Raw genomic sequence first — 13,708 nt, 5'->3', positions numbered from 1 at the left:
CTCGCGAGGTGAGCACCCGGGACGTCGTGCTCGTCGGTGCCAGTGCCGGCGGGGTGGAGTCGTTGCGCGAGTTCGTCGCCGGTCTACCGGCCGACTTCCCCGCGACGGTGCTCGTCGTGCTGCACGTGTCGGCGAGCGGGACCGGGGCGCTCGCGGCCATCCTGGACCGGTGCACGCCGCTTCCCGTCCGCTCTGCGGTCCCGGGAGAGGCCCTGCCGCGGTCCACGGTGCTCGTCGCCACCCCCGACCGGCACCTGATGCTCACCGACGACCACGTCGCGCTCTCCGCGGGGCCGCACGAGAACGGTCACCGTCCCTCGATCGACACCCTCTTCCGTTCTGCCGCAAAGGCCGTGGGACCGCGTGCGATCGGGGTCGTCCTCTCGGGAACGCTGGACGACGGTTCCGCCGGCCTCGTCGCCCTCCGGGCCCGCGGCGGGATCGGGGTCGTGCAGGAACCCTCGGACGCCCTCTACGCGGCGATGCCGCTGAACGCGATCGCCGCCGCGGACCCCGAACACGTCCTGCCGTTGGCGGAGATCCCGGCCCTGCTCGGGAAGCTGGTGCGCGAGACGGCGCCGGAGGCGCCGGTGGGGACCGGCGCCGAACTCGACGCGGAGATCGCCGAAGCGGGTTTCGACCTCGGGGTCATGGCCGCTGACGACCACCCCGGAACGCCGTCCGGTTTCTCCTGCCCCGACTGCGCCGGGGTGCTCTGGCGCATCGAGGACCACGGGTTCCTGCGGTTCCGGTGCCGGGTGGGGCACGCCTGGTCGGCCGAGAGCCTGTTGCAGGAGCAGTCGGCCGCCCTCGACCGCGCGTTGTGGATGGCTCTGCGCAGTCTCGAGGAGCGTTCCGCGCTGAACCGCGAACTCGGCCGGCGCGCCGAGGAGTCGGGTCGCCGCATCAGCGCGACGCGCTTCGACGAACGCGCTGCGGAGACCGCCGAGGCCGCGCACCTCATCCGCCACCTGCTGGTGGGGCGGGAACGGGGCGACACCACGACCCCGCCACCGGGTGAGCCGGACGAGCGGAGCGGGGTGGCCGGATGAGCACCGAGGAGGGAGCGGCGGGCGTCCAGGAGGGCGCGGAGTTCGAGGACTTCCTGCACCACCTGCGCTCCGTCCGCGGGCTGGACCTGACGGGGTACAAACGGGCGAGCCTGCTGCGCCGGGTGCGCCGCCGCATGAGCGACGTCGGGGTCGCCTCCTTCGCCGAGTACCGCGACGTCCTCGAGGTGGAGGCCGAGGAGTTCGCGGCCCTGTTCGACACGATCCTCATCAACGTCACGTCGTTCTTCCGCGATCCCGAGGCGTGGGCGGTGCTGCGCGACGTCCTGCTCCCGGAGGTCCTCACCCGGCGATCCGAGGGGACGTTGCGGGTCTGGAGCGCCGGGTGCGCCTCGGGTCAGGAGGCGTACACCGTCGCGATGGTCCTCGCGGAACTGCTGGGCCCGGACGAGTTCCGGAGCCGGGTGAAGATCTACGCCACCGACGCCGACGAGGCGGCGCTGGCGCAGGCCCGGACGGCCACCTACTCCGAACGCGAGGTCGAGGGGATCCCCGAGGAACTCCTCGCCCGGTACTTCGAGCGACGCGGCGGTCAGTTCACGTTCCGGCAGGACCTGCGGCGCTCGGTCATCTTCGGCCGCGCCGACCTCGTCCAGGACGCGCCGATCTCGCACCTTGACCTCCTGGTGTGCCGCAACACCCTGATGTACCTGACCGCGGAGACCCAGACGCACATCGCGGGACGTCTGCACTACGCCCTGCGACCCCACGGGATCCTGTTCCTCGGCAAGGCGGAGATGCTCCTGGGTCACTCGGCCCTGTTCAAACCCGCGGACCTGAAGAACCGGCTGTTCCGCCGGGTGGAGGGTCTGCGCGAGGCCGGGAGCCGGACGTCGCTGCACGAGCGTGGGGACCAGGCCTCCGACCACGACGTGCTGCGTTCGGCGGCGCTCGCCGCGAGTCCGGTGGCCCAGCTGGTGCTGGACGCCGACGGTCGCGTCGTGACCTCCAACCAGCGTGCCGACCTCTCGTTCGGGTTGTCCGCCGCCGACGTCGGCCGCCCGTTCCAGGACCTGGAGGTCTCCTACCGCCCGCTGGAGCTGCGGTCGGCGGTGGAGGAGGCGCACGCGCACCGGCGGACGGTCTGGATCCGGGACGTGGAGTGGTCACGCGCCCGCCAGGACGTCCAGTGGGTCGACGTCCAGGTCGTTCCGCTGGTCGGCCCCCAGGGGGCCACGCTGGGTACCGCGGTGAGCTTCGTGGAGGTGACCCGGACCCACCGGCTGCAGGTCGAGCTGGAGGCCACGCACCGCCAGCTCGAGACCGCCTACGAGGAACTGCAGTCGACCAACGAGGAACTCGAGACGACGAACGAGGAGCTGCAGTCGACCGTCGAGGAGCTCGAGACGACGAACGAGGAACTGCACTCGACCAACGAGGAACTCGAGACGATGAACGAGGAGCTGCAGTCGATGAACGACGAGCTGCAGATCTTCAACACCCAGCTGCGCGACCGGACCGACGAGGTCGACGCCCTGAACTCCTACATGGAGAGCGTCTTCGCCAGTCTGCAGGTCGGGGTGGCCGTGGTGGGTGCGGACCTGGGCGTGCGGATCTGGAACTCCTGGGCCGCGGACCTCTGGGGGGTGCGCAGCGACGAGGTCGTGGGAGCGCACCTGCTGACCCTCGACATCGGCCTCCCGCTGGAACGCATCGGACCGGCCGTCCGGGCTGCCGTCGCCGACGGTGTGTCCTCGACGTTGCTCGTGCCCTCGGTCAACCGGCGGGGGCGCCCGGTGACGGTGCAGGTGACCGTCAGCTCGCTGCAGGGCGAGGGCGACGCGGGAGCCGTGGTGATCATGGAGCAGGTCGACCCGCGCGACGCGCCGGAGCGTCCGGAGTCCTGAGTCGTCTCGTCGTCTGCCCCCGGGTCCCCCGGGACAGGACGGGGGCGTGAGCCGGAACCTGTTCTCGTCGCGCGTCACTGCAGCGCAGCACCTGTCGCTCATCGTGGGCGTGCTCGCCCGCACCGGGGCGCGCCGCGACCCTCGACCCTCGACCGCGGAACTCGACCGAGGGGCGTTCACCCGCCCGTGTCGCCCGGTGGCCGGTCGGCGGAGACGACGCGGTGGACGGCCGTGTGGTCGAGACCACCCAGACCGCGTTCCACGGCCTCGACGAAGAGTTCCGCGGTGCGGCGGGCCTGACGCAGAGGGGCTCCGGTCTGGTCCGCCAGTTCCGCGGCGTAGCGCAGGTCCTTGACCTGGTTGTCGATGCTGCCGCCGAGGCTGTGGTCGCCGGTCAGCATCCGGTCGGCCTTGCTGTCCAGGAACACGCCCCCGGCGAGACCGCCGCGCAGCACCCGCAACAACTGCTCCCCGTCGACCCCGGCGCGCCGGGCGAGGTCGAGGGCCTCGGCGACGGCGGCGACGGTGGCCGCGACGACGACCTGGTTCGCGAGCTTCGCGGCGGTTCCGGTCCCGACCGGTCCGAGGTGCTCCACCGTGGTCGCGAAGCTGCGCAGCAGGGGTTCCACGGTGGCGAACGACTCGGGGCTGCCGCCGACCATCAGGCTGAGGGCGCCCGCCCGCGCGCCCGCGTCGCCACCGCTCATCGGAGCGTCGACGAGGGCGATCCCGTGCCCCTGCAACCGGTCCTGGAGAGCGGTGACCTTGTCGCGCGAGGTGGTGCTGAGCACCACGACGTGGCGGGTGCCGTGCCCGGCCCAGGTGCGCACCACGTCGTCGGGGGCGACGTCGTCGAACTGGTCGACGTCGGGCAGGGCGGAGAACACGACCTCGGCGCGGACCTCGGACGGTCTCCCGACGGCGCGGTCGCCGAAGGCGGCGGCGACGGACGCCGTGCGGTTCCAGACCCGGAGGTCGACCCCGTGGTCCAGGAGGTGCCCGGCGATCGGGCGCCCCATCGGGCCGAGCCCGAGAACCGCGGCGCTGCTCACGCGTCCGGGTCGGGGCTGACGGCCAGGACGGTCTTCGACGACTGCGCGGAGTCCGCCGCCCGGGCGAATGCGGCTGCCGCGTCGCCGATCTCGTACACGTCGGTGACGACGGCCGCCAACCCGGGTTCGGCGGCGAGGAGGGCCACGGCGGCGTCGAGCTCGACGTCGAAGCGCTGGGTCCCGAACAACGCGACCTCCTTGCCGACGAGTTCGGACACGGGGATCGGCTGCGGCCCGGCCGGCAGGATGCCCAGTTGCAGGATCGCGCCGCCCGGCCGGACGGCCCGGATCGCCGCGACGAGGGAGGGGACGACACCGGCCGCCTCGACGACGACGTCGAACTCCGCCTCGGGGAGCCCGCCGGTCGAGAGGTTCACTGTCGCGTCGGCGCCGACGGCGGAGGCGACCCGCAACGGGAGTTCCTGCAGGTCGGCGGCCGTGACGTGCTCGGCACCGGCGTGGCGCAGGGCCGCGACCGCGAGGGCGCCGATGGGCCCGGCCCCGCTGACCAGCACCCGCGCGCCGCGGACCCGGTCCCCGAGGCGGGAGACGCCGTGCAGGACGACGGCCAGCGGTTCGGCCAGCACGGCCCGGCGCAGCGGCAGACCGTCGGGGAGGACCCGCAACCGGTCGACGCCCACGCGGAGCAGTTCGACGAAACCGCCCTGCGTGTGGGGCTGCGTCGACGCGCTGCCCAGGTACGTCCCGCCGCGCTGCAGGTGCAGGCCGGTCGCTCCGGTCGCGCCGGCGGGTGCGGAGGGCGTCGCGGGGTGGATCGCGACGCGGGTTCCGACCGGTGGCGCTGCGGGGGTGTCCGCCCCGACGTCCGAGACGACACCGACGACCTCGTGTCCCAGGACGAGGGGTTCCAGGACGCGGTAGTTCCCGTTCCGGGCGTCCTGGGCGTAGTGCAGGTCCGACCCGCAGATCCCGCCGTAGACGATGCGCACGAGGACCTCGCCGCGGGCCGGTTCGGGGGTCGGGAACTCCTCGACCCGCAGGTCACCCGGGGCGTGCACGGTCACGGCTCTCACGTCGTCACTCCTCGATCGGTCGTGCTCAGGCGATGTGCGATCCGCCGTTGACGTCGTACGTGACGCCGGTCAGGTACCCCGCGTCCTCGCTGAGCAGGAACGCGATGACCGCCGCCACGTCCTGCACCGTACCGATGCGTCCCACCGGCAGCTCCCGCAGCAGGAACTCCTTGCGCTCGTCGGTGAGCGGGCCGCCCATGATGTCGGTGTCGATGGAGCCGGGCGAGACCGAGTTCGCCGTCACACCGTAGGGCCCGAGCTCGCGGGCCAGGGTCCGGGCCAGACCCAGCAGGGCGGCCTTGGAGGCGGAGTAGGCGGCCCGGCCGTACACCCCGCCGCCGCGTTGGGCCGAGGCGGAGGACACGTTGACGATCCGTCCGAGGCGGTGGGCGACCATCACCCGCGCGGCCTCCTGGGTGACGTGGAACGTGCCGTGCAGGTTCACGTCGACGACCCGTCGCCACTCCTCGTCGGTGACCTCGAGGAACGGGACCGGTGAACTCACGCCCGCGTTGTTGACCAGCGCGACGAGCTGCGGGAGTTCGGCGACCACCGTCGCGACGGCGTCCCGCACGCTCGGCCGGTCGCTGATGTCCACCCCCAGGCCCAGGCAGGGGACGCCGTGGAGTTCCTGCAGCTCCGCGGCGACGGCGGAGCTGGCGGTCGGGTCGAGGTCCAGGACCGCCACCGACCACCCGCGGGAGGCCAGCCGGCCGGCGGTGGCCCGGCCGATCCCGCGCGGGGAGGCCGCGCCGGTGACGATCGCGGTGCGCTGCAGGGGGAAGGGGCTGGCCGGGTACGGCGGCAGGGCCATGGCGGTTCCTGTTCTCCTCGGTGAGTCCCCTCATCCTCCTCGACGTGCGGGGAGGAGGGCGCGCAGGCCCGCGAGGAGGGCGCCGAGGCCGAGGTCGAAGGCGGCGAGGGCGGTGTCACCGCCGGGCCGGGCACGGGTGGCGGCGGTGAACACCGGGGCCGAGTCCTCGAGGTCGCCGGGGTCGAAGATGTCCGCCGGCGCCTGGGTGTCCAGCGCGGAGCCGAGGACGAAGGACTCGACGGCGACGACGACGTCGGTCAGCAGGTGCTCGGGCCAGCCGCCCGCGAGCAGCCCGGCCGTGACGCGTTCGTACATGGCGACGGTGTGCGGGGCGCTGCGGACCGGGGTGATCGCGATGACGGGCACGAGGGCGGGGTGTCGGGCGTAGGCGTCGCGGTAGGACCGGGCCCACGCGGCGAGCGCCCCGTCCCAGGGCAGCGTCTCGAAGGCCGAGCAGTCGATGCGGGCGTTCACGTGGTCCTGCACCGCGCGCAGCACGTCCTGCTTGTCGGTGACGTGGTTGTAGAGCGCGGAGGGCGCCACACCGAGCCTGCGGGCCAGCGCCGCCATCGTCAGCCCGTCCTGCCCGCGTTCCTCGAGCAGCGCGACGGCGGCGGTGGTGATGCCGTCGACGGTCAGCAGCGGGTTGCTGGGCCGGCCGCGGGGACGGCGGGGTGGGACGATCACCGGGTCATCCTGACGCACTCGAATCCTTCCGCAACCCTTGACAGCACCGTTCCGCAGGTCATTAATGAAGCCCAATCACTTTAGGTGGTGCCTGGCCGACGACGACCTCAGGAGGACCCGTGGAGTCCGCAACACCCCCCGAACCGATCGCCGACGTCGTGGTCGTGGGCGCCGGCCCCGCCGGCCTCAACGCCGCGCGCCACCTCACCCGGGCCGGCTTCGACGTCGTCGTCCTGGAAGCGCGGGACCGCGTGGGCGGGCGCACCTGGACCGACGAGGTCGAGGGCGCCACCCTCGAGATCGGCGGCCAGTGGGTCTCCCCGGACCAGACCGAACTCCTCGGCCTCCTCGCCGAACTCGGCATGGACACCTACTCGCGCTACCGCGACGGTGAGAACGTCTTCATCGGCGCCGACGGCGTCCGCTCCCGCTACCGCGGCGACACGTTCCCCGTCTCCGACGCCACGGCCAAGGAGATCCACCGCCTCACCGAGCTGATGGACGACCTCGCCGCCTCCGTCGGGGCGCACGCACCGTGGGCCCACCCCCGTGCCCGGGAACTCGACACCGTCTCGTTCGAGCACTGGCTGCACCAGCAGTCCGACGACGAGGAGGCCCGGACCGCCGTCGCGCTGTTCATCGCCGGGGCCATGCTGACGAAACCGGCCCACGCGTTTTCGACGCTGCAGGCCGTGCTGATGGCCGCCTCGGCCGGCTCGTTCACGAACCTCACCGACGAGTCCTTCATCCTCGACAAGCGCGTCGTCGGCGGGATGCAGTCGGTCTCCGAGCGCCTCGCCGCCGACCTCGGCGACCGGGTGCACCTCTCGACGCCGGTCCGCACGATCCGCCACTCCGACTCCGGCGTCGTCGTCGAGTCCGACCGGGTCACGGTGCGCGCCCGCCGCGTCGTCGTCGCCGTCCCGCCGCCGCTGTTCTCCCGCATCAGCTACGACCCGCCGCTGCCGCGTCGTCAGCACCAGATGCACCAGCACCTCTCCATGGGCCTCGTCATCAAGGTCCACGCCGTCTACCCGACGCCGTTCTGGCGCGCGGACGGCCTGTCCGGCACCGCGTTCGGCACCTCCACGCTGGTCCAGGAGGTCTACGACAACACCCTGCACGGCGACGACCGCGGCACCCTCGTCGCGTTCGTCTCCGACGAGAAGGCCGACGAGCTGCACGCCCTGACCGAGGGCGAGCGCCGCGCGCGCATCCTCGCCTCCATCGCGGAGTTCCTCGGCGACCGCGCCCTGGAACCCGACGTGTACTTCGAGTCCGACTGGGGCAGCGAGGAGTGGACCCGCGGGGCCTACGCCGCCAGCTTCGACCTCGGCGGCCTCTCCCGCTACGGCGCCGACCAGCGCCGCCCCGTCGGGCCGATCCACTGGGCCTGCTCCGACCTCGCCGCCGAGGGGTACCAGCACGTCGACGGCGCCCTGCGCAGCGGACGGGACGCCGCGGCCGACGTCACCGCAGCGCTGTCGTGACCCCCGTCGATCGGGTCCTCCGGTACTCCCACCCGTCCTACGTCGTCGCCTTCGACGGCGGTGACCGCGGCCAGGACGCGCTGAGCTGGGCCGCGGTGTTCGCCCGCTCCCTCGACGTCACCCTCGACGTGGTCTCCGTCGTCAAGACCGACGACCCGTTCGGCGGTCCGTACCCGCCGGTCGGGGACGTCACCGGCCTCATCACCGCACAGGCCGAGAGCTGGCTGGCCGAGGCCGTCGCGCAACTGCCCGACGACGTCGAGCTGCGCACCCACGTCCGCACCGCCGGCTCCGTCCCGGAGGGGTTGCTCGATGCCGCCGCGGAGTTCGGCGCGTCCGCCGTCGTCGTCGGCGCCGGCGGGGGAGCGATCCCGTTCGGCGTCGGCCCCGCGGCGCGTGCCCTCTTGCACTCCGCACCGCTGCCCGTGATGCTCGTGCCCCGACGGGAACCCCCGGCGGGCATCGATCAGCTCTACGTCGCGGTCGGCACCCGCCAGGGTGCACCGACCGTGCTGGAGGAAGCGTGGGAAGCGGCCGCCCGCACCGGGTTGCCGTTGCACGTCGTCAGCCTCGTCGAACTCGACGAGAACGCCGGCGCGGACCGCGAGGCCGTCGCCACGGTGCAGCACCTGGTCGACGACGTCGCGAGCCGCTCCCGCGGGGTGGACGTCACCGTGGAGATGGGGCGAGGACGCACGATGGCTGAAGCAGTCGGCTCGATCAACTGGGCCGCAGGAGGTCTGCTGCTCCTGGGCTCCTCCCGCCTGGCCCAGGGCCGCCAGACGTTCCTCGGGCCCACCGCGGCGCGGATCCTGCGCCACGTCCCCGTCCCCGTCGTCGTCGTGCCCCGGGGTGACTCGTGACCGCCGCACCGGAACGACAGGTCAGCGAGTCCAAGGGACTCGGTGACGGCCGGGTCGGGCTGCTCGGTGCCGTCGTCATCGGCATCTCCACCATCGCCCCCGCCTACACCCTGACCGGCGCCCTCGGTCCGACCGCCTCCGCGGTCGGCGAGCACCTGCCCGCCATCTTCCTGGTCGGCTTCGTCCCCATGCTGCTCGTCGCCCTCGGCTACCGCGCCCTCAACAGCGCCATGCCGGACGCGGGGACGACGTTCACCTGGAGTTCCCGCGCCTTCGGCCCCTGGATCGGCTGGATGGGCGGCTGGGGCCTCCTCGCCGCGACCGTGCTCGTCCTGTCCAACCTCGCCGGCATCGCCGTCGACTTCTTCTACCTGATGCTCTCCCAGGTGACCGGCCGGGACTCGATCGCCGACCTCTCGACGAACGTCGTCGTCAACGTCGCCACCTGCCTGGTGTTCATGGCGCTCGCGTGCTGGATCTCCTACCGCGGGCTCGAGGCGACGAAGGTCGTCCAGTACGTCCTCGTCGCGTTCCAGGTGGTCGTGCTGCTCTGGTTCGCGATCGCCGCGTTCGTCCACGTCGTCGACGGTTCCGCGCCGGCCGGTCTCGCGATCGACCCGGAGTGGTTCAACCCCCTCGGCGTCGGGTCGTTCTCCGCCTTCGCCACCGGGATCTCGCTGTCGGTCTTCATCTACTGGGGCTGGGACGTCGTCCTCACCATGAACGAGGAGACCTCCGGCGCCCGCAGCACCCCCGGACGCGCGGCGCTCGCGACCATCGCCGCGATCGTCGTGCTCTACCTGACGATCGCCCTCGCCGTGCTGTCGTTCTCCGGGACGGGATCCGACGGTCTCGGCCTGGGCAACGCCGACATCCAGGAGAACATCTTCGCCGCCCTCGCCGGCCCCGTCATGGGCCCCGTGGCCGTGCTGATGTCGCTGTCGGTGCTCGCGTCCTCGGCCGCGTCGCTGCAGTCGACGTTCATCTCCCCGGCCCGCACGATGCTCGCCATGGGCCACTACGGCGCGCTGCCGCCGGCCTACGCCCGGGTCAGCCGCACGTTCCAGTCGCCCGGGTACGCGACGATCGTCTCCGCCGCCGTCGCCTCGGCGTTCTACGCCGCGATGCGTGTCGTGTCCGAGGACGTCCTGTGGGACACCATCTCCGCACTGGGGATGATGGTCTGCTTCTACTACGGCGTCACGGCGCTCGCCTGCGTCTGGTACTTCCGCGGCAGCTGGGCCGGTGACGTGAAGGCGTTCCTGTCCCGCTGCCTCGCGCCGCTGGTCGGTGGGGTGCTGCTGCTGGTGTTCTTCGTGCAGACCGCGGTCGACTCGATGGACCCCGACTACGGTTCGGGGTCGCAGGTGTTCGGCATCGGGCTGGTGTTCCTGCTCGGGGTGGGGGTGCTCGCTCTCGGTGTCGTCGTGATGTTCTTCCAGTACCGGGCCCGCCCGGGGTTCTTCCGGGGCGAGACGATCGTCCGTGGCCGCAGCAGTTCCGCCGACCTCGAAGGAGAAGTCCAGTCGTGAAGCAGTTCCAGAACGTCATCGCCGGTGAATCGCGGGACGCGCTCGACGGTGCGACCAGCGAGGTCGTGAACCCCTCCACCGGACAGGCCTACGCGACGGCTCCCGTCTCGGGTGCCGCCGACGTCGACGCGGCGTACCAGGCCGCGTCGAAGGCCTTCTCCACCTGGGGGCGCACGACCCCCTCGGAACGGCAGAAGTTCCTGCTGGACCTCGCCGACGCGATCGAGGAACGTGCCGAGGAGTTCATCGCCGCCGAGGTGGAGAACACCGGGAAGCCGATCGCGCTGACCCGCAGCGAGGAACTACCGCCCGCGGTGGACCAGCTGCGGTTCTTCGCCGGTGCCGCGCGGGTCCTGGAGGGCCGGGCGGCGGGGGAGTACCTCGCGGGTCACACCTCGTGGGTGCGCCGGGAACCGATCGGTGTCGTCGGTCAGGTGACGCCGTGGAACTACCCGCTGATGATGGCGATCTGGAAGATCGGCCCCGCCCTGGCCGCCGGGAACACCATCGTCCTGAAGCCGTCCGACACGACGCCCGCGTCGTCGGTGCTGCTGGCGCAGGTCGCGAACGAGGTGCTCCCGCCGGGGGTCCTCAACGTCGTCTGCGGTGACCGCGGGACGGGACGCGCGCTCGTCGAGCACCCGACCCCGCAGCTCGTCGCCATCACCGGTTCCATCCGCGCGGGCATGCAGGTCGCGGAGTCGGCGTCGAAGGACGTGAAGCGCGTCCACCTGGAACTCGGCGGCAAGGCACCCGTCGTGGTGTTCGACGACGCCGACGTCGCCGCGGCCGCCGAGGCGATCGCGGGCGCCGGCTACTTCAACGCCGGCCAGGACTGCACCGCCGCGACCCGCGTCCTCGTCGCGCCGCGGTTGCACGACGACTTCGTCGCCGCCCTGTCGGAGCAGGCGAAGAACACCAAGGTGGGTCTCCCCGACGACGCCGACGCCGCCCTCGGCCCGGTCAACAACGCCAACCAGCTGGCCCACGTCTCGGGGTTCGTCGACCGCCTGCCCGACCACGCCCTCCTCGGGGCCGGTGGCGCGCGTTCCGTCGGCGACCTGGCCCGCGGTTTCTACTACGAACCCACCGTCGTGTCCGGCCTGACCCAGGACGACGAGGCCGTGCAGAACGAGATCTTCGGCCCCGTCATCACCGTCCAGCGCTTCACCGACGAGGACGAGGCGATCCGCTGGGCCAACGGCACGAAGTACGGCCTCGCCTCCAGCGTGTGGACGAAGGACTTCGGCCGCGCCATGCGCGTCTCCGCGGCCCTCGACTTCGGCTGCGTGTGGATCAACACCCACATCCCGCTCGTCGCCGAGATGCCGCACGGCGGGTTCAAGCAGTCCGGCTACGGCAAGGACCTGTCGATGTACGGCATGGAGGACTACACGCGCATCAAGCACGTGATGGCCAACCTCGACTCCTGACCCGTCTCCTCGTGACCGGGCACGTCGCCGTCGGGGCGTGCTCGGTCGCGGGGGAGAGGGCAGGTCTGCGATGATGGCCGCGGACCTTCCGGGGTCCGGGGCCTCTAGCTCAATTGGCAGAGCAGCGGACTTTTAATCCGCGGGTTGTCGGTTCGATCCCGACGGGGCCCACCCCCTCTGACCGGCGGAAACGCCCTAGGCAAGGCGGCTCACCGTTGCCTCAGTCCGCAGCTGGTCCGCACGAGCGATCCGAGCGGCCTCAGCAGCCGCATCCAGCCGGTCCGCAACGGCGTCCAGGTCATCGTCGAAGAGGTGCTGGTAGGTCGACAGCGTCAGCACCGGCGAAGCGTGACCCAGCAGGGCCTGGACGTGTCGCACGCTGGCGCCGGCAGACGCCGCTAGGGACGCCGCAGTGTGCCTGAGCCCATGAGGCGTTAGCCCCTCCAGCCCTGCCTTCTTGATGGCGTGCTTGAAGACCTTGGCCCGCCAATTGCGCAGTAGCAGCAACCCGCCCCTGGGTGCTGTGAAGACGAGGTCGTCCGGCCCCTTGCCCGCGACCTCGGCCGCCAGCTCGTCGATGAGGCTCCGCGGGACCGCGATGACGCGCGTGGAGCTTGACCCGGTTTCCCGGGCAGGTGGGTGGCTTGATCATGCCGCAGCAGTCGCTGCGGTGTGAAGGGCTTCGTACTCGACGAGGCTGAGGTAGCCGATACCGAAGTGACGCCGGCGCGGGTTGTGGAACGCCTCAATCCACTCGAACACCGCCGAGCTCAGCTCCGCCCTGGTGGCCCAGGCGCGGCAGTCCAGCAGCTCGCGCTACATCGTCGACCAGAAAATCTCTATCAGCCCGTTGTCGACGCTGGAGGCGACCCGGCCCATCGAACCCAGCAGACCAGCCGCCCGCAGCCGGTGCCGAAAACTCAGGAGGTGTACTGGGCGGGTTCAATCGGCCTGGACGATGATTCCCGGCTGCGGACGACGTCGCCAACAGGCCATCTCGAGGGCATCGACAACGAGTTCAGCAACGAGTTCAGCGCGGATGTGATCGGCGACGGACCAGCCCACCACCATCCGACTGAACACATCGACTGAACACGTCGACCATGGCGGTGCAGTAGACCTTGCCTTCGCTCGTGGGGTGCTCGGTGATGTCCGAGACCCAGAGGCGGTTGGGTTCCTCGGCGATGAACCGGCGCCGCACCAGGTCTTCGTGCGGGGCCGGTAGTGGCTTGGCGCCGGAGCGTTTGCGGCGGTGACAGACCCCGACCAGGCCGGCCGCGCGCATCAGCCGGGCGATGCGCTTGCGTCCGCAGGCGATACCCAGGTCCAGGTCCAGGTCCAGGCCCAGGCGCAGCTCGGCGGGCACCCGCGGCGCGCCGTAGGTGGCCCGAGAGGAGGCGTGGACCTCGACGATCGTCTGGGTCAGTGCCGCATCCGCCCTCAAGCGGTCCGACGCGGGATGGTCGCGCCACTCGTGGTAGCCCGAGCGAGAGACGCCCAGCACCCGCCAGGTCACCGCGACGGGTAGACCGTCGCCGGCAAGGTCGTGGACCAGCGGGAAGATCATTTTGGGTCCGGCAGCACGTCCCGGGCGAAGTAGGCGCTGGCCCGCTTGAGGATGTCGATCTCCATCGCCTGCACCCGCGTCCTACGGCGCAGCTCGATCAGCTCAGCGTGTTCGCCGGCGTCGAGCGCGGCAGCGGTGTCTGACCCGGCGCGACCGCCGGCGCTCCTGCTGCCGCCTTCGGCCAGGCGCACCCAGCGTCGCAGGCAGACTCGCTGACGCCGAGGTCAGCGGTGATCTTGGCGATCGGCTGCTCACGCAGCTGGGCCAGCTGCACGGCGCGTTGACGGAACTCCGGCGGGTGGGGTCGGGGCATCGTAGG

14 protein-coding genes and 1 tRNA gene are annotated in these 13,708 nt (G+C 71.8%); 7 read left to right on the top strand and 8 right to left on the bottom strand.

All coding sequences use genetic code 11. The annotated features are described in order from the left end of the window. Positions 1 to 8: 8 nt before the first annotated feature. Entirely contained in the window at positions 9 to 1,052 is a 1,044-nt protein-coding gene (locus OG218_RS09210) for a chemotaxis protein CheB (RefSeq protein ID WP_328292914.1), read from the top strand. Next, positions 1,049 to 2,917, top strand: a complete 1,869-nt coding sequence (locus tag OG218_RS09205; RefSeq protein WP_328292913.1) for a CheR family methyltransferase — start codon at positions 1,049 to 1,051, stop codon at positions 2,915 to 2,917. Before OG218_RS09210 ends, OG218_RS09205 begins: the two co-directional genes overlap by 4 nt. A gap of 176 nt (positions 2,918 to 3,093) precedes the next feature. Here the strand turns inward: OG218_RS09205 and OG218_RS09200 are convergent, their stop codons facing one another. Genes OG218_RS09200 through OG218_RS09185 form a run of 4 tightly spaced genes read right to left on the bottom strand, consistent with a single transcriptional unit; the run spans position 3,094 to position 6,504 of the window. Continuing rightward, positions 3,094 to 3,969: an NAD(P)-dependent oxidoreductase gene (locus OG218_RS09200; RefSeq protein WP_328292912.1), complete on the bottom strand. Its 876-nt coding sequence runs from the start codon at positions 3,967 to 3,969 to the stop codon at positions 3,094 to 3,096. Beyond that, positions 3,966 to 5,003: an alcohol dehydrogenase catalytic domain-containing protein gene (locus OG218_RS09195; RefSeq protein ID WP_328292911.1), complete on the bottom strand. Its 1,038-nt coding sequence runs from the start codon at positions 5,001 to 5,003 to the stop codon at positions 3,966 to 3,968. Before OG218_RS09195 ends, OG218_RS09200 begins: the two co-directional genes overlap by 4 nt. A gap of 25 nt (positions 5,004 to 5,028) precedes the next feature. Continuing rightward, positions 5,029 to 5,817: an SDR family NAD(P)-dependent oxidoreductase gene (locus OG218_RS09190; protein WP_328292910.1), complete on the bottom strand. Its 789-nt coding sequence runs from the start codon at positions 5,815 to 5,817 to the stop codon at positions 5,029 to 5,031. A 30-nt stretch (positions 5,818 to 5,847) separates the two neighbouring features. Beyond that, the gene (locus OG218_RS09185) at positions 5,848 to 6,504 is read right to left on the bottom strand and encodes a TetR/AcrR family transcriptional regulator (protein WP_328292909.1); all 657 of its coding nucleotides are present in this window, start codon (positions 6,502 to 6,504) and stop codon (positions 5,848 to 5,850) included. 119 nt (positions 6,505 to 6,623) lie between these two features. Between OG218_RS09185 and OG218_RS09180 the strand changes: the two genes are divergently transcribed. The 5 genes from OG218_RS09180 (at position 6,624) to OG218_RS09160 (ending at position 11,993) form a co-directional block, all read left to right on the top strand. Then, on the top strand, positions 6,624 to 7,994 hold the full coding sequence (locus OG218_RS09180) for a flavin monoamine oxidase family protein (RefSeq protein ID WP_328292908.1): 1,371 nt from the start codon (positions 6,624 to 6,626) through the stop codon (positions 7,992 to 7,994). Continuing rightward, a complete protein-coding gene (locus OG218_RS09175) occupies positions 7,991 to 8,857 on the top strand; it encodes a universal stress protein (protein ID WP_328292907.1) in 867 nt (288 codons plus the stop codon). The genes OG218_RS09180 and OG218_RS09175 overlap by 4 nt, the downstream gene beginning before the upstream one ends. Then, complete coding sequence (locus OG218_RS09170; RefSeq protein WP_328292906.1) at positions 8,854 to 10,389, top strand: APC family permease; 1,536 nt, start codon at positions 8,854 to 8,856, stop codon at positions 10,387 to 10,389. Before OG218_RS09175 ends, OG218_RS09170 begins: the two co-directional genes overlap by 4 nt. A gap of 17 nt (positions 10,390 to 10,406) precedes the next feature. After that, positions 10,407 to 11,822: a gamma-aminobutyraldehyde dehydrogenase gene (locus tag OG218_RS09165; protein ID WP_442906475.1), complete on the top strand. Its 1,416-nt coding sequence runs from the start codon at positions 10,407 to 10,409 to the stop codon at positions 11,820 to 11,822. 98 nt (positions 11,823 to 11,920) lie between these two features. Beyond that, positions 11,921 to 11,993: transfer RNA gene (locus tag OG218_RS09160), tRNA-Lys, on the top strand. Positions 11,994 to 12,017: 24 nt separating this feature from the next. Here the strand turns inward: OG218_RS09160 and OG218_RS09155 are convergent. The 4 genes from OG218_RS09155 to OG218_RS09145 all read right to left on the bottom strand — a co-directional run bounded on the left by OG218_RS09155 (position 12,018) and on the right by OG218_RS09145 (position 13,580). Beyond that, entirely contained in the window at positions 12,018 to 12,392 is a 375-nt protein-coding gene (locus tag OG218_RS09155; RefSeq protein WP_328296227.1) for a tyrosine-type recombinase/integrase, read from the bottom strand. Positions 12,393 to 12,470: 78 nt separating this feature from the next. After that, positions 12,471 to 12,629, bottom strand: coding sequence for an IS3 family transposase (locus tag OG218_RS26610; RefSeq protein ID WP_442906474.1), 159 nt, complete (start codon positions 12,627 to 12,629; stop codon positions 12,471 to 12,473). Positions 12,630 to 12,852: 223 nt separating this feature from the next. After that, positions 12,853 to 13,389, bottom strand: a complete 537-nt coding sequence (locus OG218_RS09150; RefSeq protein ID WP_328292904.1) for an IS3 family transposase — start codon at positions 13,387 to 13,389, stop codon at positions 12,853 to 12,855. Beyond that, complete coding sequence (locus OG218_RS09145; protein ID WP_328292903.1) at positions 13,386 to 13,580, bottom strand: hypothetical protein; 195 nt, start codon at positions 13,578 to 13,580, stop codon at positions 13,386 to 13,388. Before OG218_RS09145 ends, OG218_RS09150 begins: the two co-directional genes overlap by 4 nt. Between the last annotated feature and the right edge of the window lie 128 nt (positions 13,581 to 13,708).

The sequence above is a fragment of the Kineococcus sp. NBC_00420 genome (assembly GCF_036021035.1).
GTDB lineage: Bacteria > Actinomycetota > Actinomycetes > Actinomycetales > Kineococcaceae > Kineococcus.
Note: the sequence above shows the minus strand (reverse complement) of the source record. Positions and strands in the feature narration are given on the sequence as shown.